Genomic DNA, 23,026 nt, shown 5'->3' with positions numbered 1-23,026 from the left:
CGCAATATGCTGTGATCTGACAGTAGCCTAATTACTGGAATTAGTAACGGAATCTCTTTATTTCAATTTTTCTTTTAAATCGATCTCATTAATTTAATGATGATCTGAATTCAAGTGGGGAGACTGAGGTCCGGTTTTTAAAAAGACGGTGAAAATGACTGGGGATGTTCAAACCCAAGTTGATAGGCAATCTCTGAGACCGACATTGAACTGGTAGAAAGCAGTTCTTTTGCTTTTTCAATCACTCGATTCTGAATATGTTGCTGTGTGGTTTGTCCTGTTTGCACTCTTAACATATCGCTCAAATAATTTGCGCTCAAGTGTAATTGATCAGCAATGGAGTGGACTGAAGGTATACCGTTGATGGTTAATTTATCATTTTTGAAATAGTCATCCAATAATAGCTCTAACTTGGAAAGAAGGTCACTATTCACTTTCTTTCTGGTCAAAAACTGGCGATTGTAATAACGATCGCAATATTTTAACAAGAGATCAAGGTTAGAAACAAGTAGATCCTGTGTAAAGGAATCCATATTGATACTAATTTCTTGTTCAATATTGGCGATGATATCAAAAATAGTTTTTTCTTCTTTTTCGGAAAGATGCAAAGCTTCATTGGTTGTATAGGAAAAATAACCGTATTCCTTAATCTCAGATGCCAGTCTATAACCATGCAGGAAATCTGGATGGACCACCAAAACGAACCCTCTTACTTTATTAAGCAGTATATCGTCAAACTGAAGGACTTGATGTGGGGCAATGAAATACATAATACCTTCGTCAAAATCATAATATTGCTGGCCATATTTGCATTTTCCGCCAGCACAGTCTTTTTTTAGAGCAATAACAAAAAAATCAGTAGTTATTGCACTAAGTATAGTCTCCGGTTCGAGTTTAACATCATCAAAATTAAATACGCTTATCAGCGGGTTAGCGGGTTTCTTTAACCCCAGGAATTGATGAAGCATACTTATTGATGATACTTTTTCAGGAGTTTTCATATGCTGATTTTCAGATTTACACATGACTAATTTACTTAAATATTTTGTTTCCTGAAAGCTGTTCATCTTTAATGATACTGATTCCCTGTTTATATGATGTGACTTGAAAATCCGGAAATTTCCTTCTGAATTTTGAGTCATCAAATACATTGTCGTGCTCATATCTGGGAAGAAGCTCCAGAAGCTCCTTTACACTTTTTTTGAAAAATGAGCCTATTTTGAATATCAATTTTGGGACAACAGAATATTTCAGGTCTCTGTCGTAAATTCCTGAAGCCATTCGGATAAACTCTTTATAGGTTGGATGGCTCTTGTCCACAGGCAGATGCCATGTCTGGCCAAATGCCTCTGGGGTATTCCCGATCAAAGCAGTGGCACGGCTCGCATCAGGTGTCCATATCAGACTTCTCTTTTTGTTCACGCTCAATGGAACCTTCAGCTTTTTATCTTCTCTGATGTTGTTAAAAATCAGGGTATTGGTAATACTCTGTGTTTTGCCGGGACCGTAAAATTCCGGAGCGCGGCAGATCACGGCTTCAAGTTCACCTGATTCAATTTCCTTCAACAGCATTTCTGCCATTTTTCTTCTGACCTTTCCTTTTCTACCCACAGGTGCAAAATTCGTTTCTTCTGTCAATATGCGATCATCCTGCGGGTACATATAGGTGTTGTCAAAGAATACGAGTTTTGTACGGTTGATCTTACAGGCTTCAATTACATTACCAAGGATCAGTGGAAACTGATTCTCCCAGATCTCCGAACTGATCGGGAGGCCTAATGTGAAATAGACAATTTCACTGTCTTTTACCGCTTCAATCGCTTTTTCTCGAATTGAGAGATCCGCAGAAAAGACCTCGTCTGTGTCATTTACTTTTTTCGCATTCCTGCTGACAATTCGTATAGATGAAGTAAAATTTCTTTTAAGCTCTCTTGCGAGCTCTTCGCCAATCTGACCATTAGCTCCTAATATGGTTTGCATATCTTTTTCAGTTTTAAATTATTATACAAATTTCAGAAGATCTGCAGAGATCTGAGTAGCTCAATTCAGGTAAGATGTAACGGAATCTCTGTATTAATTAGAAAAGCCCCATTAAAATGTTTTATGAAGTATAAAAAATTACTGAGCTAAAATTCGAGTGTTTCGTATAAAATCAATGTAGATCTGGCCTTAATTGCATTGGTTAACGAGAACACTGATTTTAGAGATTTTGCCGATTGTCAAATTAGTTTTAGAGGAAATAGCTGGGCAAGTGTTTAAGAATTAAAGCAAATGCTTACATTTGGGGATACCCGTTGGGTATAGGATGCTTTAAAAGATTAGCGCATCTTTATGGACAGCACAAACAATTATCGATAGTCCGTAAATGAAATTATTAAAAAGCCATGTTGTACTGATTGCGATGATCATTGCATTGATTTTTATGTTCATCGCAATTACCGTTTATCCAGGAGGTACATACCAAAATGAATCCTCGATTGGATTTGATTGGTCAAAGAATTTTTTCAGCAATCTGTTTGGTGAAAAAGCATTAAACGGAGCCGAGAATACCTCAAAATATTGGGCATTTACCGGTATGTTTTTCTATTCCCTTAGCTGTGCTGTATTTTTTGTTCATATATCAAAAAAAATTCCTAACAGGACAGCCTCCAATTTTATAAAGTATGCCGGTGTACTTACCATGCCCTTTACATTTTTTATAGTTACACCCTTCCATGATGTGATGTTGGCTATTTCGAGTAATCTGTTTTATTCATGTATTGTGTGCATTACCGTCTATGTGCTTAAATCAGAGCTCAGCTTTTTCAAGTATTATTGTATGTTCTGTTTGTTTATATTTTATTTTGCAACCTATTTGTATATTACAGGACAGTGGGGTTTGCTATCATTAATACAGAAAATAAATAACGGCAGCACCATTATATTAATTATAGGACTCGAGTATTTTACCGATCAAAGCGATTTTTATAAAAGGAGGTTCCAATGAAGAAATTATATTTAATCATATTCGTCCTTTCGGCGCTCCTTTTTGTCACCCTATTTTTCAGTCGCTTTATGATTGCTATTGTACCAATTATTGCTGCAATTACAGTCTGGTTTGCTAGTAAAACTTCTATCAAACTAATTAAAACCAAATTTACTTCGATCAATGCTGTAAAGGAGGGTTCGGTTAAATTACATGGTATTATTACAGCTCCTGATACCTTTATCACGCCATATTTTAAGCAAGAATGTATTGGCTACCACTATAAAAAAGCAAATCTAACTTACGACAGTGAAACCGGCAGTGACTATGAGATCAATGCAATCATTGAGGAAAAATTCCAGGACTTGTTTATTGCCGATAGTACGGGAACCATCAAGGTGACTTCACAAAGATTTAACCTCTCATTTTTATCGGTTAAAACAGCTACCGCTCATAGCTTCGAACATGCCGTAGATGATGTAAGACATACCGAAAGAACCTTGAAAAATGGTGACAGGATATCGGTCATGGGCTATGCACTAAAGAATGCCGATGACGGCTTCGAAATTATTGAACAGCTAAACAATCCCGTGGTGATCAGCAATGCTTACTTTGAAAATAAGAGTCGAAAATCATTCCAGGTTTTCAAATATTTATTGCCTTATATTGTACTGATGTATTTTTCGGTCAACTATTTCGTGTTTTTTGCTCCGATAAAGCACTGGCCGCAGCATGACGCTTTAGTGGTATTTGGCTTCTTTGGTGTACCTATCTTAGGGCTGATCTTTGCTGTTTTGGGCAAACGAGTAACTGGATATCCGAAGGTATTTTTTACTGTATTAGGAGGAACCCTTCTCTTCGTATCTTTACTAACTTTTCCCTTATTGTGCCTACTCTTGATCACCAAAACCGCCTTCTACACGATTGTTTGTGTATGGCTTTGTGTCTTCATTTCTACATTGCTAGGGATAAGCATCAATCATAAGAAATTGTCCGATCTCAACTAATAAATACACATACAGCGAATTGTAAATTCAGTAAGTACTGATGAATCAATCGTTACGTCCGTTTCGGACGGAAGAACAAATGTATGAGCGGGTTTTACATAACCGCTGAAATGGGCAATTTACCGACTAATTCTCCTTACTCACCGAAAACTCATGGTGAGAATATTATAAAATGGATATAATGCAATTATTTATTCTTAAACTATATTTTAAATATGAAAAAATTAATTGCAGCTGTATCTTTGATTGGGTCGTCAATAGCAATAACGAAAGCGCAGACGATGGAAAATACTATGAATTTTGAAAAACTGATTATGAAAGCATATCATGCCGACCAAGAAAATAGGACCATTGTCGAGAAGCTTCTTCTAGATAAATCAACTCCCCAAGATAGCTTGAAGAAATATGCACTACAATTGAAAAAAAGTGATATGATGAATCAGAAAGTTGTGTTACCTATTTTAGATAAATATATAGCGAGTGAAGTTAAATTATCTGATTCCTCACTGAATGCTGCATACTATATTGTTCAACATGCAAGCAAAGAAGATCAAGAGAAATATTCAAATTTTGTTGGAAAATTGTATAAAAATCAGGTTATCAATAAAAATGAATATACACGATTTATCGATAGAGTACTAATAAGGAACCATAAGGCACAAGTCTATCTAAAGCAAGCTCACATGGATGCAGACGTTAAAGATATCTATCCCTTTCCACTAAAGGCGAATGCCAAAGAGATTGCGAAAAATAATAACCTTCTGGAAGAATTGGAAAAAGAAATTGACATTAAAACCAAAAGCTTTCCTGCGGAATATGCTCCTGTATTCATTATGGATGATGAATTTGTAGTGTTTGGTCATATCAAGAAAAAAGATGAGCAAAGCAATGTACCAGTCAGCGATGTAGAAATTTCTTATGGAGGTAAGGTATTGGCAAAAAGTAACCAAAATGGCTTTTACAGTTTTAAAATTATTAAATCAGCTACGATAGTTGATATTTTATTTACGAAGGGATCTATTTTTATGAATAAGAAGCTGGATAGTATGGATAAAGACTGGCAGATGATAGATGTTCTTTTTTAAATCCGACTTCACGTTTTTCATTTAATCAATATTGAACCTTTTTTATGCTAATCGCTCGAGAGTATCAATAGGGAGGACGGTCGTAGCCAACCCCCTGAAACCGAAATCCGTTAGATGGTAGATAAATTTATTTCATTCTGTATTAATTAGTTAATTAATACAGAATTGCTGCGTACTGAAATTTTTCTTTAATTTGTCGTTTTATAATTTCTAATTTCTTCAATTTATGCTTTTCATTTATACGCGTTACGAATACGTTCTAGGAAGTAAAGATATCACTGCAACATTAAAAAATGAGACTAAACCGCAGCTTTTCAATCTTCACATCATTACACCTGCGACTAAATTTTTAGGATTTCCTGTTGGAGGCGGTTTAGTAAAAATGTCTCGGCTTGTGAATCAACAAGGACAGGTCATCCACGCTAGAAACTATTCGCCTGAAATAAAAGAAGAGGTGAAGAATTTTAAGAAAACACTCACTATTCCATATTTCAAATTATGGAAGGGGTATTTGTTTATTGCCTCGATAGCGATTGTCGGATCTATTATTTACGGTATTAAGCTCAATATAGATGGCAAAAAATACCGCAACGAAAAAGAAAATCTTGCTAAATCAGCACAACAACTGCAAACAGGCCAACTCTATGGAGCTAATTTCTTTACCGATGCAGAAGGAAATAACATACAAGGCTTACCTGCTGGCTGGGTTAAAATCGTAAAGATAGAAGGCGATACCATTTTTGTGCAGCGTTCTAAGAAAACGTCAGATCGCGCTATGTTTGAAATGAAAGATCTGGAATCGATCAAACCCACATCAGACGCAGATTGGAATGATCACATTGAAAAAATGAATTATCCATTATTTAAAGAAGCTACCCAGAATAAAAATTTATCAGGAATAGATTTGTCCTACATTGGTGAAGACCACGATAAATATCCTGGAGTTATTATGTCCTTTAAAGGTGTTGAATAATAGTTTTAAAAAATAATAAAAGAAAGAATAGGGGATAAAGCTTGTCTATAAACAATTTGGATGGAAGCGGCGGCTTTTTTCTCTATTCTGAATTTTATACCGATATACGCTATTTTCTTTTCTTCTTCGCAGCTTTTGCCGTTGGGTTATAATCAAGACAGATTTTTATCCAATATTCGAAATCATGATGTTTTTGAAAACCGATAGGTTCTACATAACAATATCCTTTTAATTGCTTTCCTTTCATAATCATCGGTAAGAAGCCTTTTCGTTCCGAGACTTCCTCCTCCAATTCAGTATCATAGCGACACATCAGATTGTCATGGCTGACATTGACGCACATTTTTCCATTCACAAGAAAAGATAATCCACTAAACATTTTCTTTTCCTCGACTTCGATGTTTTCTTCCATTGCAAGTCTTTCACGGACTCGGTTGGCAAGTTCATTGTTATAAGCCATCACTTTAGTTTATCTGTATTTAATTAAAAGAATTCGAGGTGCATTTTTTCATAAGTATTAAAGACTAATATATTTTTTTAGTACTTCAAGAAGGTCTGCCCGTCGTATAGGTTTGGGAAGAAAGTCATTCATACCTGATTCAAGGCATTTTTCTTTTTCACCCAGCACATTACCAGCTGTAACGCCTATGATAGGTATATGTTGATATTCTGGCAACATTCTAATATTTCGCGTTGCCTCGATACCACTCATTATCGGCATCTGTACATCCATAATAATAATGGAAAACTGCTTTTTACTGCATTCTTCCAAAGCCTGTAAACCATTGGCAGCTTCTGTTAGATGTACATTGGGGGCGAGAGACTTCATGATCCTATTATTCAGCACCATATTGACTGGATTATCATCAACCAAAAGCACCTCTAATCCAGGGGCAAATAGATCCGGATCTTTCCCAGACTCATCCTGAATAATTTCTACTGCACTGCTTTGGTCTACCTTTTTCAGGGTTTTGTACAGATCATGTGATTTTATAGGCTTCAACAATAAATGCGTATTTTCTATTTTCCTAACTGAAGCAAAAATATCCAGTTCTTCCGAAGAAGATGAAAGTATGATAAATGGAGCAATCTCATTTCGCTGACTTAACAACCCGATAATTTTATCTATTGTTTCCAAACCAGACATAATAGGCATATGATAATCCATTAGGATTACATCGAACCGTTCACCTTTTAGCATGAGATCTAGCGCTTCCATACCATTAGAGGCCAAGGTAGATTTAATGTTTTTATAAGTAAGCATGTGTTCAAGAATGATCCTGTTGGTTTCATTATCATCCACCACTAAGGCTGTCTTGATAGACATTGCATCCTCTTCTCTCAGTTCGGCAATTTCGTAGGGCACCTCAATATCAAAGAAAAATACGGAACCTTTTTCCATTTCGCTGGTCAGCGACAATCGGCTCCCCATATATCCTAATATATTGTTTGAGATGGTCAGTCCGAGCCCCGTGCCGCCATATCGTTTGCTGATGGAACTGTTTTCTTGGGTAAAGGCATCGAAAATATATTTTTGTTTCTCAACAGGAATGCCAATTCCTGTATCTCTTACCGAGAAGCGCAAAGCAATAGTATTATCATTCATGCGCAATTTCTCTACTTTTAGCTCGATCTCGCCCTTTTCAGTGAATTTTACAGCATTCCCCAGGAGATTGATCAAGATCTGTTTTAACCTTGCTTCATCAATGAAAAGTATTTTTGGGAGGCCCGGCTCAACATTGAGCAGGAGTTCTATATTTTTTTTCTGGGATTGATAAAGAATAACATTAATGACTTGGCTTAACATATCATATATATCACTTTTTTCAATCAAAAGTTCCATTTTTCCAGACTCTATTTTAGAAAAATCCAGTATATCATTGATGATGCTAAGTAGGTTTTCCCCTGATTCATTGATGTAATTCAGATATTGTTTTTGTGTTTCATTCAGCGGTGTCCTGAGTAGGAGGTCTGAAAAACCGATAACTCCATTCAGAGGCGTACGGATCTCATGACTCATATTGGCCAGAAATTCGGATTTCGCCTTGCTGGCTATATCCGCAGTTTCCTTAGCATTTTTCAGTTCTTCATTTATTTTTACGGCATTTGTAATGTTCTGAATGGAAATAATTATACCTCCAATGTCATCGGTCGTGAGATACCAGGGCCCCACCTTAAGGTCATAATGCTGGATTTCTTCTTTTCCTTCAACGTTCAGCGCAAAATCCCCGTCATTATACGTTTTTCCCAAAAGTGCATCCATGTAAATCTTCTTTCTTTCTTCGGGAACATGGGGCGATATTGTAAATAGGTTATTGCCGATAAGATCTACATTATTCATACCAAATTCATCTTTCCATCTGCTACTTACAGCAACGTAGTTAAGGGCTTTATCAAACATGGCCAAAGGAATGGGAACATCATGGGCAAAGGACTGCATCATAGCTTCCTTTTGGGCAACTTCCAGAAACATTTTTTTGAAGGCATCAATGTCCTGAATAATTCCAAAGACCCTGATGCAAATATCACCTTTAAATTCGGGAATACCTTTTACTCTTACCCAGATCGTAACGCCGTCATCACGCAGAAGCTGAAGTTCTTCATCAAAAGAAATCCCTTCTTGTATTGCCCTATTAATGAGATATCTTATTCGCTCTCCGTTTTTTCCTTCGTAAAATCCAAGGGCATTTTCAAAAGTTGGCTGGAAACTATTGTTGACTTTGTGAATTTCTCTTGTACTTTGGGACCAGAAGACCTTTCCGGTCTTCATATTGGCTTCCCAGCCTCCCACTTGGGCAACTGCATTTGTTTCCTCAAGCATTTCCTTCGTGTAAAACAGATCTTTTTCCAGCTTATCCCGGCGGATAAGGTCAGATTTTAGCCGTATATAAACGAAAACAGAAGCACCAATGGCGGCAATGGCCGAAAAGATAATGAATAAAACGGTCCGTTTGGAAGATTCATTTAGATTCTCATTTTTTATAGAAAGCTGAACTTCTTCGTGTTTTACAAATTCCCGGACGAGCATTCGACATTTATCCATAGCCCTTTTGTTATGCGCGAGTTCTTCCGGGCTCATTAATATTCCCTTTTTACGATTCTCGACGAACAAGTCGTATCCTTTCATCATTAGGTCTGAGGTGTATAACAGTTCACTAAGAATATTAATCTGGTGTTTATCTTTAAGACTAAGCCTATCTTTGTTCGAAACAAGTAACGGGTATTCATTCCTGCTCTTATTTAAAGGTTCAAGAAAATTTTCGCGGCCGGTCAGCTGATAACCACGATTTCCTGTTTCAGCATCCAACAAGGTGTATAAGATATCTTTTATTAAGCTGATAGATTCCCTGCTTTTTAATAAGCTTTGCCTGTTTTCCATCTGTTTATGTATGCTGATATAAGATGCTATAGAGCTCGCAATCAGCATTATTAAGAACAGCACTAGGCCTATCTGGAGATTTCTTATAATTTTTTTCGGCATTGGATGGTAGTTTAATATTAAGATACTAAAAAAGTAGAATTGTAACCCTAACAAATCAGCAATATCTCATCGAGTTTAACAATCATTTTTCTTCAATGTTTCATTGCGTTTCTGCAGTAATGGATGAAAAATTCAGCGTGATATATCTGAAATTTATATGCGGTAGTGAGTTATTTTAGTTGTTAGTTATGGATTATCGTAAATAATGTTCAACTTTAAAACAGACGTTCTTTAAGAGCTATCCTATTTCAATTTTACAATAGGAGATCCATCTTTTCAGGTTTCCGACCATTCTTTTTAAATGATCTTCATTCAGGAAAATATTCGTCCAATAATCGAATCTATCGCATTGTACACTGATGTAATAGATCATAATCGCTAAACAGGCAAAATCCAGGCATTTTTTTTCCTCGGCACTTATTGTTGCCACCGTTTCATAACCCCGCAAGAAACTAGCTGCTTTTTGTTGATATTCCTGTTCATCCATATGAGTTGCGAGCAACTGGAATAGAAAATAAGAAATATCGAAACATAAATACCCATTACCACAGAAATCAAAATCAAAAAATGTGATCCCTTCTTGCTGGTCAATGTGCATATTGTCGAACCAGATGTCAAGATGAACACTTCCGAACCTCATGTTCTCTCTGTCGAGACTATTCATTCTTAGTATCAGAAAAGAAGAAAGATTTTCTAAGAATTGAATTTCGTCCGTATTTTTATTGTAAAACCTTTTTATCCTCTGAATTGGATCTTTCAACATATTCTGCGCATTGTATAACATCCTTTTGAGTTCAAAGTTTTCAGCCCAACAATGCACTTTGGCCAGTGCCTGCCCAATAAGGAAACTTGTTTCCTCGGAGAATTTTGCTGTCTTTTTGCCTTTAGCAAACGAAAACAATACACCAAATCTTTTTCCTTCTGGAGCTTCGATTTCTTGGATATACTTATCAGAAAGATCTGCAATGGGAAAAGCAACTTGGCCTCCATTTTCCTTGAGATGAGTTAGTAGCCGTAGCTCTTCTTCAATTTCCGGTATTGTCCTCCAATTATGCGTATAAGCCCTAAATACATAAAGTTTCTCCCGATCCTGTACGGCATATAAATGATTCATTGCAAGCCTGATTATGGTGCATTTTGACCTGTCGCTCAGTCCATATTGAGCCTGAATAAGTTTGCAAAGTCCATTTGGGGAAAGTGTACTGTTTATTGTCGGAAATTGATTGGTCATGTTTTCTTGTCTGTTCGTAAAATAAGGCCTTTTTAAATCACTGAGCGCCAAATATAGGTTAATTTCCAAACAAGAGTAAATAATATTGGAAAAAGCGATAATAAAGCTTTTGCACTATACTTTGTTAAATCATGTCAAAAAAGCTGGAGCAAATACTTCAGCTTTTTTTGAATCTGATTGTTTAAGATTTTATCCAGTAATATTTAGTGATTGAATGAGCCCATTGGACAAGTGAAAGTGGAATTTTAAAATAACTGGACTTCCGGGAAAAGACCCAGAAATTTCCGCAGATAGAATATTTTCCTTTTCGTCATAATCCAATGGCTTCATGGAAGCTTGATTCTCATTATTGGATTTATCTATCCATTGTTCAATTTCCGCTTTTCCGTTATGGGTTTTGCCTTCATCAAAGACTACGGCAGTTTCTGTAAAGCATCGGGCATAGGCGGTGCTATCGAAATTGTTCTGCGTTTTTACTAACTCGGAGATTACTGTAGGTAAGTTCATATTTTCTATTTTTAAATTATATTAAATTGTTGGTACTGTTCCACCATCGATTATATATTCAGTTCCTGTTAGATAGCTGGCTCTCGGTGAAACAAGGAAACCAACGAGTTCAGCCACCTCTTTAGGTTCAGCGGGTCTTCCGAAGGGGATTCCACCCAATGCATCCATTACACCCTTTTGCGCTTCTTCTACCGTACTGTTGGCGTTTCTTGCAATTTCACCCAGCCATGCTTCTGATGCTGTAGTATTGATCCATCCAGGCGAAACAGTCAGTACACGAACACCTTTGGGAGTCACTTCATTCGATAAACTTTTACTGTAGTTTCGTAGTCCCGCCTTTGCTGCGGCATACGGCAAAGTCGAATCATATAGAGGCAATTTGCCCTGAATTGAAGCGATATGGATGATAACACCGGTTTTCCGATTGATCATTTGCGGTAAAAATCCTCGGTCCAGACGAATCGGAGCCAAAAGATTAGCCTGTAGTGTGGATTCCCAATCCTCATCGCTGAGTGCCGCAAAGCCGCCGGCGGGGGGTGATGATCCACCAAGATTGTTTATCAAAATATCCAATCTTCCATAGTTAGTAAGTACTTCGCTGACTATTTTTTTGGCACCTTCTTCTTTACTCAAATCGGATGCGATGAAATGCAGGTTACTGTTTTCTTTCTCAGGTGCGTTTCTTGCGGTTATTATCACCGTTGCTCCAGCCTGTAGCAGTCTTTCTGCAATTGCTCTTCCGGCACCTTTTGTACCGCCGGTCACCAAGGCTATCTTTCCTGATAACTCATTGTTGAAATTGAATTGTTCCATTTTTACGAATTGTTTATAGGACAAAATTGGGCTATAAAAACAGTTGGCACAAGTACGGAAATACGATTCATATAGGGATAAATTATTCCCCTATTGTGCAAATCGGAACATACCTTTAATTTTGGAATATGTATGAGAGAAAAATAATTCCGAACCTGAACTGTGGTCTTGATCTGATCGGTGAAGTACTTTACGGTAAATGGAAAATACGTTTGCTCTGGTTTATTGATCAGGGATATCAACGACCAAGCGAATTGCAGCGTAAGATTCCAGATGCTTCGCGCAGGGTTTTAAATATCCAGTTGAAGGAGCTGGAAGATCACGGACTGATTACAAAGAAAATATACCCCGTGGTACCTCCAAAAGTAGAATATAGTCTTACCGAATTCGGCAAGACTTTGATTCCCGTTATTTCCGTATTGGGCAACTGGGGCGATGAGCATCAAGAACGACTGCGTTCTGTGATTTTAAATCGTTTTAATTCGGAAAGTTAATATAAATCACTACTGTCAAAATAATGACAGATAGGTTAACGCCTTCGCGTTGCATCAGTCCTCGTTCGGTAGTCCTGTATTGATTTCTAGAGTACCCTAAATATTTTCTACAGATAATACCTTTCACTTTAATTTCCCATCTCTTTAGTGGTTTATGACTTCTTTCAGATTCCAATATAATTCCTCAGGAAATAAGGCAAAGGCATAGCTGGAGATCCCAAGGTCTTTTGAGAATAGTTCCTTATTATTCTGTCGTACTGTTATTCGATTCCAATAAGCTAGGAGAAGTCTTCTTCCTAAATAAAATCCATTCAACCTAGAATGTAGGATCAAAAAAGTGGGAAATCGTTTGGGTTTGTTGCTGAAACTTCGTTATATTAATGACAAGCCGGCTATTAAAGCCGGTGTTAAAAATAGGTAATGAAAAAATGTTCAAGAAACTATTTCAAAAAAAGAAAACACCTGCCGAGCAATACTTAAATCATTTGAATAGTGTATTTAAGAAAACACCGCTTTTGTTTAAGGAAGACAGTTTAGATGAAGGTCTTCCGGGGGTTACAACGATCGTTTACGAGAATACACCTGAAAAGGGCATGATTACCTCATTTACATATGGGCTTTCCCTGGGTAATCATCCCGATTGGCGAAATGGCAGGCCTGAACTTACATTAACCGTAAGATCAGATGATTTTGCCTGGGGGAGAGTGTCGGGTTACTTAGCGAACTGGTTGCGAAATAAATGCCCTTTTTCCTATGGAAATCCTATCGATTTTAGAGAAAAGATTGCTAATGATTCCGAAATGGATGGATTTTTAGTATTTGCTCCCTCGATTTTTAGAGACAAAAGAAACTATGAAAATATTGATATTGGTGCAGGATATAAGATTTATATCAAAGGTATTTATCCCATATATGCAACGGAAATTGATGTAATTTCGAAACTCGGATTAGAAAAATTTTGGAAACATCCAAAATTTGACTTTTATAATATTCATAGAGAGCGAATTTCTGGATAAAGTAAATGAATCACTTGCCTTCAATCAAGTTCAGAAAATCCTATAGTCCTAAACAAATTCAAAAAACTTGATGCACATTACCCATATCCTTTGGTTGTGAATAGAAATGAATATGGAAATATTTGGACGAATTAGAGGCTTGACTATGAAGGAATAAGGCCTTAATTAGATACGAAAAGATTAAAACCTTTTTCAGCCAATTGGTATACCAATTGGCTGAAAAAGGTTATTTGAAGTTGCTACATTTGACTGGAGTAAGGAGCATGGCCTGCTTCTCCGTATCGATAGGATACCAATGGTAACAATAAGCTATATATCGCCTTCCAAAACCATGGAATTAAAGTAAGAGAAATGTTAATGCTTTAAAGAATGCTGCTGTAAAGCGTTATATCTATCGTGCGGTCCTTTGCTACTTGGTGAGTGCCATATCCCCAGCCATAGTTACCGTAGAGCGTGTGGTGAACAATAAAATCAAAACTTTTGTTGGCAGGTACTTTTAGGCTTACGTATCCATTTTTGTCTGTGAGCCCCTTTAGCGTCGAACTTTTTACTACATCAGCGACATTATCAGAGGTGACATGGATCTTATCGACAGGAAATGCGACAACCCCATGGCCATGAATAGGGGTACCGTTTTGGTACGAGAGTAAACGAATTTTGAGGGTACCCGAAAAATCGGTTACCTTTGTTGTCTTTTTACGTTCTACACCCGCTGTAATCTGTACATATTCATCGATGCTGTAATCATTGTTATTTAATTTGATATCAGTCTTTAGTTGATAATTATTAGGTAACAAATCACTAAAAGAGACTTCGCCATCACTGTTCGTAATGGCTGAATCTATCCGTAAATTAAGTTCTTGTTTGCTCCCAGGGTCATAAAGGTAAACGTTGAGGCCAGGCAATCCCTTACCGGTATCGTCTGTTAATTTGTAGTTTAGCTTTCCCGTAGTTTCACCTTCTACCAGATTGACAATGACTTCCTTTTTACAGGAGACGGTTGCAATCAACAGCGTGAGCACAATAAAAAAATAGCCTTTCATATCATTAAAGTTTCCTATCAGCTATTTATTGATAAAAACCTGCAAAATAGTTCCTCGTCGTACCTTTTTGGACGGACGTTGTACCCGAGCTAACATTTGAAAGTGTTGTTGTATTGTAGAGGCAGACAACATAATCTTTGCCAGATGCAATCTTAAATGTAGCGATACCATTCTCGCCGGTCACACCTTTAAATTCTGCGGTGGCTAAGGATTTTGAAATATATTGCTCATATTCGTAATTACTAGCAGGAATAATAAGGACACCTACATTTTTTGCAGGTTGATTCGTGTAATAGGAGGTTACTTTAACGACTAAGGTTCCTGAAAAGTCTGTCACTTTGGTCTCTTTATTCCTTGTCATACCGGTAGTGACCTGAACATAATCTCGAACAATATAATTTACATTATTTACTTTCGCCGAATCAGCGACTATTAGATAACTTTTCGGATTTAGATCGCCAAAATCAACTTGACCGTTTCCGTCGGTACGACGCTCATCTATTAAGATACTGTTGCTTACATAATAGCTATCCAAGTGATCGAACAAGGATACCTTGACATTAGACAGACCTTTACCATTTGCGTCGGTTAATCTGTAACTAAGTTTTCCACTATTAGAGAGCGACATTTCTACCTCATTGGTTTTCTTACAAGATACAAATGCTAACGACAAGAGCATTAAATAGGCTAATTTTAATTTCATAAATGTTAATAAATTGTTTGAAGTTGCAAATATATAATTTTAGTTGTGATGTCGCACTTTTCAAATGACGTCGCATAAAATAATTTTTGTGATAATAATCTGCAATTTTCCAATCATCTTTTTTAAATGATCTTTATTCATGAATATATTCGTTCAATATTAAAATCTGTCGCCTTGAACACTAATGTGATAAGTCTCCCTCTGATAAAGAACTGAATTTTAAAAAGAAGAATGAACAAGATATTTTAGAAGATATACCTTTAAGACAAAGGGGAATAGCTGTATTGCTTCATGATGAATAGACTGCATAATACAGGTATTCAACTATGAAGAAGAATACCTGTAATGCGTAAATGGTTAACGTTTTTTCATTTTCTTAACCTCTTCTAAAATTCTGGCGAAAGATTTATCCCTTTTGCGTTTTTCATGCTCCGAAGTAGAAAAATGCCAAGATTCTTTCTGCAGCTTGAGGTAACTATTGTATATTTCAGGTTCTAACAGGCCATTGTTTACTGCTTCTTTGACAGCACAGCCAGGTTCACTTACATGTTTACAATTTTCAAAACGACAGGATTCTGCAAAATCAGCAAGCTCGAATATCTCTGCTAATGTTTCAGAATTGTCTGAGGCTAAACCAAATTCCCTAACACCAGGCGTATCTATTAAAACTCCACCATCCTTCATCAATATCATTTCCCTTCGGGTCGAGGTATGTCTTCCTTTACCCGATGATTTGCTTACCTCAGAGGTCGAAAATATGGTCAGTTCACAAAGGGCGTTGATCAAAGAGCTTTTTCCGACTCCAGATGATCCCACAAATACGATAGATTCTCCCTGCTTGATAAATTTTCGCAACGGATCTATTGTTTCAGGAGATAGCATGCTGGTGAAAAGTATTGGCATTTGACGTCTTATATGTTTCAGCGATTCCTCTACTTTATGGCGATTGAATTCCAAATCCGATTTAGTGAGGATCAATATCGGATGAATGTTTTCTTCCACAATCTGGACCATAAATCGTTCCGTTCGGCGAACGTTGAAATTGGCATCAAGGCTTTGTACAATAAACGCCTTGTCAACATGGGATGCTATAGCTTGCCTATCGGCCTGCGTGCCACTCTTTCTTCGGTAAAGTGTGTGCATGCGTGGCAGAACATCAACGATTATTCCTTTGGTATCTTCAAAAGGTTGAAAAATAACCCAGTCACCGGTACAGGGAAGTTCAAACGATGGTCGTCCATAAAGCATATTACCTGCCAGTTCGCACAACAGCCGACCACTCTCGGCGACGACCTCATAATTGGTTTTGTTTACCGTAGCCACACGGCCATGAAAAAGATGTTTATATTGTGAAGCTTGTTTGAGTTGGAACAGCGTGTCGTTCCAACCATATAATGATAAGTTATTCACTTCTTAATAATTTAAAATGATGAAATAAAATTGCTTAATTCTCTGTCATCCGAATGGTTTGTTCCATATAAACGCCTTTGGTAATACTTAAACTACCAAACCGATGATTTAGAAACAAGACACCCGGAATTAGGCAATCATTCCAATCGTCAAACTATAATATGTGAATAGTTGTCTTTGCATAAGATACAAAGATATAAAAATTTAATTCAATACGTTAATCAGTTATTTAAGAAGAAGTTGCTTTGGATTTTTGTAACTTACCCAACCTTATCGTCTGACTTTACTTGGCGCCATGCCAAACTTTTTCTTGAACGCCTTACTGAAGTGCTGTAAGGAACAGTACCCCAATTCAAATGCTATTTCAGTGGCTTGCTTTTTGCCCTCCAATAGCTCATTTTTTGCCAGATCCAAACGTAGGTCAGCTAAATAGGAAAAAGCAGTTTGATTAAATATTTCCTTAAACCCTCGTTTTAGTTTATATTCATTTACCCCGGCTATTCTCGCCAATTCTATCAACGTTGGGGGTGCCCCGATATTTTTAACCAGATAATCACGGGCATATACAATTCTTTCTTTATCATAATCGTGTTTTATGTATCTTGATGTTGAATCCTGAAGGTTATTTAAAGACTCTGCTTGCAAAACAAGCAGCTCAATGGTCTTCGAAAGAAGAAACAGTCTCTTTAACCCTCCGGAATAATCACATTTCAAAATCGAGTGGATACAGGTTTGTATTGGCAGGTCAATATTTAGACTAGAATTTGAAAAAGCAACCGGAGTTCCCGAAACTATTTTATCAGCAAACCGCTTTAGGGATTCGTTTCCATCTTTTGATATTGTTAAAAAAGAGTCTTTTTGAAATTGCACCATAAATGATTTCATCTGCAAACCATCAAATTTCATTTTACCATTAGCCTTGGTTCCATAGAATAAATTGTGCTGATTAGCATTTAATTCAAAGGAATTGCTCATGCCATTCTGTACTATTGATGTTCTTCCTTGCAAATTAAAGTGCATGGTTACCAGTTCAGAATCTCCTTTCCAATCCAATTCGGTCGGTTTATCAAGGTCAGTTTCGGAATATAAGATCTTAATACCGTCAAAAAGCCATTGTTTAGCAGTTAATTGTCCGAAAGGGATATTCGTTTTAAAGGTGTTTTCTTTAAAACCATGATCACCAAGATCATTCTCTTCAAAGGCTATTTTAAAAGCCTTTTTATCATTTTTCAGTTCAAATCCCATTGCACCCTAATTTACCATTTTAACTCCTTTTTTTGCAAGCGCATTCTTTGACAGCGCGGTACTTTTGCTAAGTGAGATAATGTAAGAAGTAAATTTAAAAAAGTTTATACAAATGGGAAATACATACCAATACCCGAAAGCTACTCGATGGCTATTTTATTCAATCTGCGCATACTTTATAATGAATGGAGCCCAGTTATGGGAAACTGCTATAATGGTACCTGCATGGACATCAGCTCCGCCTTCTTCATTTATCTTTTTTCAAAAACCTTACGGGCTGGATTTTAAAATGTTTTGGATAATAACCCATGGAATTCATGAATCGATATTTATTACAGCTTTGATTTTTAACTGGAGGATAAAGACCCGTAGGAAGTTGATATTACCGGTTCTTGTTGCGCATATTGCAGTTCGGATATGGACATTAATGTATTTCGCGCCCCTTATCACGGAATTCCAGCAATTACCATATAGCGATACCCTTGATATAAACTTGCAGGAAAAAGCAGCTCAATGGCGTAATTTAAATTATGTGCGCGTTTTCATTTTTTTTGCATTGAACTTATTACTGCTGCCCGGATTAAAAATAAAGGAGGAAAACAATGCATAAAAAAGTACTCATTATCAGTGCTGGCTTAGCTGGGCCAATACTAGCTTTACAACTGAAAAAAATAGGTTTCGATGTTGAAATATTTGAAGCGAGATCAGAACACAATACCAAATGCCTTTTTACAAAGAACATACTAGCTTTATTTGTTATAGAAAACTTTAAATTAAATGGGAATTAGCTATATTTTTGAATGAAGTTTATCAATGTTTAATAAAAAGGGAATAATTATTGTACCTTCAAGTGGAAAAGATTATTTTAAAAAGGGGAGAGCGATTACATCGTCTCCCCAACACTCAAATACTATTGACTTCATCGATTTTTCTTCCATTTTATTTCTCCACGCTGTATCATAGCAATGTACTTTTTTATATGGTCATCGGTCAGTGCTGTATCATCCTCCAGATGATATTTAAACTTCTTTGAAAATTGGTCATATTGAATGGAAGCCACATAGGTAGTATTAACATACACATGCCAGATACTTGCTTTTTTAGCGCTTATCCTAACGATATTTCGTTTACCGCTGTTATAAAACAGCTCGGGTGAATCGTGGTCGTATCTCAGAATGAGTGCGTCGATACAGGCCTCCCGAACATCGTCCGGCATGACACCGTCGACCAATTCCCAGATACCCTGCGACCTTCTGAAGATATAGTATGATCTGCCATTTTTTCCATACAGATAATAATCACGCATACCCATCCCTTTATCCGCTATAGTCATTTTCACGAACATGATACGATTACGGCAGTGAACTTCTAACGGTTTCATAAAAACAAAAATACTAATATAATTAGTATTTTCAATTTATCATTGTATATTTGACTGATAACCAATTCATAAAAATTATGGCTAGATCAAAAAAACAGCTCGGTAAGTACGTCGATCCGCGTACGGATTTCGGCTGGAAATTTTACTTCGGTAGAGAGGACAACAAAGTGTTACTAAACTGCTGAAGATGTTGCCAAAGCCGTTATTTATCTGTCAGATAACAATGTGGCAAGCTTCATGACCGGAACGGAAATCCTTATGGACGGCGGAATGGTATATAACCTTCCGCTCCTAAGGTCGTCCATGCGCTCGTATTAAAAAAATGGGACAAATTGCAGATCCATTTTGATTTCATCAAATTTCCAGATAAGGCCGAATTTGAGAATAAGTAATAGGGCTCGAAATAAAAAAAACTTTTTTGATCTAGATCATCGTTTTAAGCGATCGGAAAAATTGAACTTTGAATAGTTTTCAATAATTGAATTCTCTCAGATTAAATCAGTAATTATGGAAATAGGAATAGATAGTTTTATAGCTACCGGGGCATACAATGGTAGATTGAGCTCAGAGGAGAATATGACAGCCATGGAAGCCCTGTTGTCAAAGATAGCATTTGCAGATCAGGCAGGATTACATGTCTTCGGGCTCGGGGAACATCATAGAAAAGAATTTTTAGATGAATCACCGGCAGTCATACTGGCGGCAGCGGCAGCCAGAACTCAGCATATCCGTCTAACGAGTGCCGTTACTGTACTGAGTGCGGCAGATCCGGTAAGAGTATTCCAGGAATATGCAACATTGGATATTATTTCTAAAGGGCGGGCTGAGATTGTAGCCGGAAGAGGATCATTTATTGATGCTTTCCCATTATTTGGATTCAACACACAGGACTATGACGCACTTTTTGAGGAGAAAGTCAAATTGCTCCTTGAAATACGTGATCACGAAACAGTAACCTGGAAGGGCAAATTCCGGGCAGAGCTCATACAACAGGCAATATATCCGAGGCCGGTGCAGGATCAGCTACCTGTCTGGATAGGAGTAGGAGGCACGCCACAATCATTTATTCGCGCCGGAAAACTGGGGCTCCCATTAATGGTCGCCGTCATCGGTGGTGAAACCCATCGCTTTCGGCCTTTGATAGATTTATATTATGAGGCCGGAGAAAAAGCCGGGCATCCTCGGGAGAAGCTTAAAGTAGGATTACATTCACTCGGTTTTGTTGCGGATACAACATCGAAAGCTAAAAATCTCTATTTTCCGGGATATCAGGAAATGATGGGCAAAATTGGAAAGGAGAGAGGCTGGTCGACGCCCACAAGGGAAATGTTTGAAGCCCAAGCTGAGCCGGCTGGCGCCTATGTTATTGGCAACCCCGAAGAAGTTGCAGAAAAGATATTGCGGCATAGTGAGGCATTGGGTGGTATCTCAAGATTTACATTTCAGATGGATAACCCAGGACTGAGCAAGGACGATATATTCAGAGCTATTGAATTAATCGGAACAAAGGTAATTCCCCTTGTAAATCAATCCTGATTATTTTTTGACTGCCCGGGACCTGATTCTGCTCAGCGTTTCTTTGGTAATACCTAGATAAGATGCAATCAGCTGCTGTGGAAATCGCTGTGTAAATTCAGGATAGCTATCAATAAGCATATTATAGCGTTCTTCAGCCGTCATACTTAGGGCGGCATTGATCCTTTTTTGGCTTGCATAAGAATAATTTTCGTCCAATCGGCGTGTAAGTTCATTCATGATTGGAAGGGAAAATACCTCCGCTGCGGCGTTCTTGGTCAAGATAAGCAAATCAGTATCTACACAAGCTTCTATATTGAATGCGGAGGGTGTGATTTTTGCAAAACTTTCACGATCACCGACCCACCAGCCTTCAATATAAAGGCTCATGATGTGCTCGGTACCTTTCGCATCTATACTGTATTTTTTCATAGCACCTTTAACAAGAAATCCCATGTAATTACATATCTCACCTTCCTGCAAAAATGCCTGACGTTTTTTGATTCTGCGGTGGACAAAATTATTTTTTAGGATCCCGATTTCATCTAAGGTTAGGGGTCTGGAGGCCCGCGAATTGACATAGTTGATTAAAGTATCGTACATGAGCCGTTGTTTTACCTGACACAAAAGTAAATATACCTTCTTTCATTTTTATGAAATTTTATTTGTTTGGAGTCTTCGGCTTTGATTGACTTTTCGAAAATTGTTTATATTCGTTAATGTTTATTTATCAATTAGATATAATAAAATAATTAAAAAGTGGAACAAATTAAAAATAAACCTATGTGGCAATATTATATAATCCTGGGAATAGGTATAGTGTTCCTTTTACTGGCAATATTTAGCTTCCGCAATACAATGGTATTTCTAAAAAATGGAGAAAAAACTATTGCAACTGTTATTGAACTGCACAGGTACGAATCAGAAGGCGAAGTATTTGCGCCGATCTTCACTTTTCGTACAAAAGATGATCAGTTAATTACTTACGAATTAGCCGAAGGAAACGGTCCTCCAACCTGGGAAATTGGGGAGACAACAATTGTCATCTATGATCCTACCGATCCGTCGAAAGTAGTTTTGTATAGTTACTTCAGAGTATTTATATGGACATTGCTTCTGCTATCAATAGCACTTCCATTATTAGTTATTGGAGGTGGGTATTTTATCGCAGCAACATTTATTTTTTCATAACCAAACTATTCCAATAGCTCTATTTGAGGAACGTAAACCGCTTTCCGTTTAAGCACTTAAAAATTATGGACTTTTTTCCTATGCCATTTGAAATGAATACCGTACTAATCGCTTAATAAAACTTCAACATATTTTGCAAGTGTTTTAAACCCGACGGCGAACCATCCAGCCATATGAGCGTACATAATAAGAATTTGGTAATTTTTAATGGTACCAAAAGGGACTTCCTTTTAAAATTAGTAATTCATCACCGAATTCATTACTTTTAAATACTTCAGTTTTTTGGTGAGAGGTCACAAAAATAGAATTATGCATGGATATAAATTTCATCAAAGAGAAATTACGCTTTCTACAGGATAACCCGAATAAATTAAATAAAATTACACCAAAAGAGTTTTTTCTTAATCCTCCTATTCCCGAATCCGAGGTTTTTTATATTGAACGCAATCTAAGGATTAGGTTTCCTGAAAATTATAGAGACTTCATTACCAAAATAGGGAATGGTTGCAGTGGACCAGAATATGGACTTTTGTCCTTAGAGGAATCAATGATAGACTTTAAACTTAGAACAAAACCTGCTATTGATCTGACAATGCCATTTACTTATTCTGAAAGCTGGAATGAAGACTGGGTTTTTGATATTGATTGGGAGAGTGGAGAGCGACCGGATGAAAATCAGTTAAATGCATATATGGATACAGGCCATATACATGGATGTTTGCAGATTTGCCATATTGGACATGGTTGTACTTATCTTTTGGTTGTAAATGGAATTGAATACGGCAATATTTGGACTGATGAGAGGCCTGACTATGGGGGAATAACCCCTTTATTAGATACTAATGGCTCGAGGGTGTCTTTTGAAGATTGGTATACCAATTGGTTGAAAGAGGTTATTTGAAGTTGTCACGTGCCGGTATTTTCATAGAGAATGGCCTAGTTAATGGAAAACTCACCCCTCACTAA

The 23,026-nt window shown here is 37.1% G+C and carries 21 protein-coding genes; 8 read left to right on the top strand and 13 right to left on the bottom strand.

Going from position 1 to position 23,026, the window contains the following annotated elements:
• Window positions 1-137 precede the first annotated feature (137 nt).
• Together BWD42_RS05545 and BWD42_RS05540 are read right to left on the bottom strand one after the other, a co-directional pair.
• Window positions 138-1,001, bottom strand: a complete 864-nt coding sequence (locus tag BWD42_RS05545; RefSeq protein ID WP_254846178.1) for a helix-turn-helix domain-containing protein — start codon at window positions 999-1,001, stop codon at window positions 138-140.
• Window positions 1,002-1,032: 31 nt separating this feature from the next.
• On the bottom strand, window positions 1,033-1,980 hold the full coding sequence (locus BWD42_RS05540) for an NAD-dependent epimerase/dehydratase family protein (RefSeq protein WP_077433934.1): 948 nt from the start codon (window positions 1,978-1,980) through the stop codon (window positions 1,033-1,035).
• Between the two features lie 1,002 nt (window positions 1,981-2,982).
• On the opposite strand from BWD42_RS05540, the gene BWD42_RS05530 reads away from it, so the two are divergent.
• The 3 genes from BWD42_RS05530 to BWD42_RS05520 all read left to right on the top strand — a co-directional run bounded on the left by BWD42_RS05530 (window position 2,983) and on the right by BWD42_RS05520 (window position 6,030).
• Entirely contained in the window at window positions 2,983-3,972 is a 990-nt protein-coding gene (locus BWD42_RS05530; RefSeq protein WP_077433930.1) for a hypothetical protein, read from the top strand.
• Between the two features lie 215 nt (window positions 3,973-4,187).
• Window positions 4,188-5,057 (top strand): hypothetical protein, encoded by an 870-nt coding sequence (locus BWD42_RS05525; protein WP_077433928.1) that lies wholly within the window; start codon window positions 4,188-4,190, stop codon window positions 5,055-5,057.
• 226 nt (window positions 5,058-5,283) lie between these two features.
• A complete protein-coding gene (locus BWD42_RS05520; protein WP_077433926.1) occupies window positions 5,284-6,030 on the top strand; it encodes a hypothetical protein in 747 nt (248 codons plus the stop codon).
• Between the two features lie 109 nt (window positions 6,031-6,139).
• Here BWD42_RS05520 and BWD42_RS05515 read toward each other — a convergent pair whose 3' ends face one another.
• The 5 genes from BWD42_RS05515 to BWD42_RS05495 form a co-directional block, all read right to left on the bottom strand.
• Window positions 6,140-6,490: a TfoX/Sxy family protein gene (locus BWD42_RS05515; RefSeq protein WP_077433924.1), complete on the bottom strand. Its 351-nt coding sequence runs from the start codon at window positions 6,488-6,490 to the stop codon at window positions 6,140-6,142.
• 57 nt (window positions 6,491-6,547) lie between these two features.
• The gene (locus BWD42_RS05510; RefSeq protein ID WP_217700002.1) at window positions 6,548-9,409 is read right to left on the bottom strand and encodes a response regulator; all 2,862 of its coding nucleotides are present in this window, start codon (window positions 9,407-9,409) and stop codon (window positions 6,548-6,550) included.
• A gap of 340 nt (window positions 9,410-9,749) precedes the next feature.
• Window positions 9,750-10,625, bottom strand: a complete 876-nt coding sequence (locus BWD42_RS05505; RefSeq protein WP_217700001.1) for a phosphotransferase — start codon at window positions 10,623-10,625, stop codon at window positions 9,750-9,752.
• Between the two features lie 306 nt (window positions 10,626-10,931).
• Window positions 10,932-11,249 (bottom strand): hypothetical protein, encoded by a 318-nt coding sequence (locus BWD42_RS05500; protein WP_077433918.1) that lies wholly within the window; start codon window positions 11,247-11,249, stop codon window positions 10,932-10,934.
• Between the two features lie 21 nt (window positions 11,250-11,270).
• Complete coding sequence (locus BWD42_RS05495; RefSeq protein WP_077433916.1) at window positions 11,271-12,062, bottom strand: SDR family oxidoreductase; 792 nt, start codon at window positions 12,060-12,062, stop codon at window positions 11,271-11,273.
• Window positions 12,063-12,190: 128 nt separating this feature from the next.
• On the opposite strand from BWD42_RS05495, the gene BWD42_RS05490 reads away from it, so the two are divergent.
• Window positions 12,191-12,556: a winged helix-turn-helix transcriptional regulator gene (locus BWD42_RS05490; protein WP_077433914.1), complete on the top strand. Its 366-nt coding sequence runs from the start codon at window positions 12,191-12,193 to the stop codon at window positions 12,554-12,556.
• Window positions 12,557-12,960: 404 nt separating this feature from the next.
• Window positions 12,961-13,572, top strand: coding sequence for a suppressor of fused domain protein (locus BWD42_RS05485; RefSeq protein ID WP_217700000.1), 612 nt, complete (start codon window positions 12,961-12,963; stop codon window positions 13,570-13,572).
• Between the two features lie 362 nt (window positions 13,573-13,934).
• Here the strand turns inward: BWD42_RS05485 and BWD42_RS05480 are convergent, their stop codons facing one another.
• The 5 genes from BWD42_RS05480 to BWD42_RS05450 all read right to left on the bottom strand — a co-directional run bounded on the left by BWD42_RS05480 (window position 13,935) and on the right by BWD42_RS05450 (window position 19,354).
• Entirely contained in the window at window positions 13,935-14,615 is a 681-nt protein-coding gene (locus BWD42_RS05480; RefSeq protein ID WP_077433912.1) for a carboxypeptidase-like regulatory domain-containing protein, read from the bottom strand.
• Window positions 14,616-14,640: 25 nt separating this feature from the next.
• A complete protein-coding gene (locus BWD42_RS05475) occupies window positions 14,641-15,318 on the bottom strand; it encodes a hypothetical protein (protein WP_077433910.1) in 678 nt (225 codons plus the stop codon).
• A gap of 357 nt (window positions 15,319-15,675) precedes the next feature.
• Window positions 15,676-16,728, bottom strand: a complete 1,053-nt coding sequence (gene rsgA, locus BWD42_RS05470; RefSeq protein WP_077433908.1) for a ribosome small subunit-dependent GTPase A — start codon at window positions 16,726-16,728, stop codon at window positions 15,676-15,678.
• A gap of 270 nt (window positions 16,729-16,998) precedes the next feature.
• Entirely contained in the window at window positions 16,999-17,973 is a 975-nt protein-coding gene (locus BWD42_RS05465; protein ID WP_077433906.1) for a helix-turn-helix domain-containing protein, read from the bottom strand.
• Window positions 17,974-18,892: 919 nt separating this feature from the next.
• Window positions 18,893-19,354 (bottom strand): hypothetical protein, encoded by a 462-nt coding sequence (locus tag BWD42_RS05450; RefSeq protein WP_139351028.1) that lies wholly within the window; start codon window positions 19,352-19,354, stop codon window positions 18,893-18,895.
• 507 nt (window positions 19,355-19,861) lie between these two features.
• Between BWD42_RS05450 and BWD42_RS05445 the strand changes: the two genes are divergently transcribed.
• Complete coding sequence (locus BWD42_RS05445) at window positions 19,862-20,890, top strand: LLM class flavin-dependent oxidoreductase (protein ID WP_077433898.1); 1,029 nt, start codon at window positions 19,862-19,864, stop codon at window positions 20,888-20,890.
• Here the strand turns inward: BWD42_RS05445 and BWD42_RS05440 are convergent, their stop codons facing one another.
• A complete protein-coding gene (locus BWD42_RS05440) occupies window positions 20,891-21,472 on the bottom strand; it encodes a Crp/Fnr family transcriptional regulator (protein WP_077433896.1) in 582 nt (193 codons plus the stop codon).
• A gap of 180 nt (window positions 21,473-21,652) precedes the next feature.
• Between BWD42_RS05440 and BWD42_RS05435 the strand changes: the two genes are divergently transcribed.
• Window positions 21,653-22,060, top strand: coding sequence for a DUF3592 domain-containing protein (locus BWD42_RS05435; protein ID WP_217699999.1), 408 nt, complete (start codon window positions 21,653-21,655; stop codon window positions 22,058-22,060).
• Between the two features lie 313 nt (window positions 22,061-22,373).
• On the top strand, window positions 22,374-22,961 hold the full coding sequence (locus BWD42_RS05430; protein WP_077433892.1) for a hypothetical protein: 588 nt from the start codon (window positions 22,374-22,376) through the stop codon (window positions 22,959-22,961).
• Window positions 22,962-23,026: the final 65 nt, after the last annotated feature.

The sequence above is a fragment of the Sphingobacterium sp. CZ-UAM genome, from assembly GCF_002000245.1.
Classification (GTDB): domain Bacteria; phylum Bacteroidota; class Bacteroidia; order Sphingobacteriales; family Sphingobacteriaceae; genus Sphingobacterium.
This window is presented reverse-complemented; position numbering and strand designations above follow the sequence as displayed.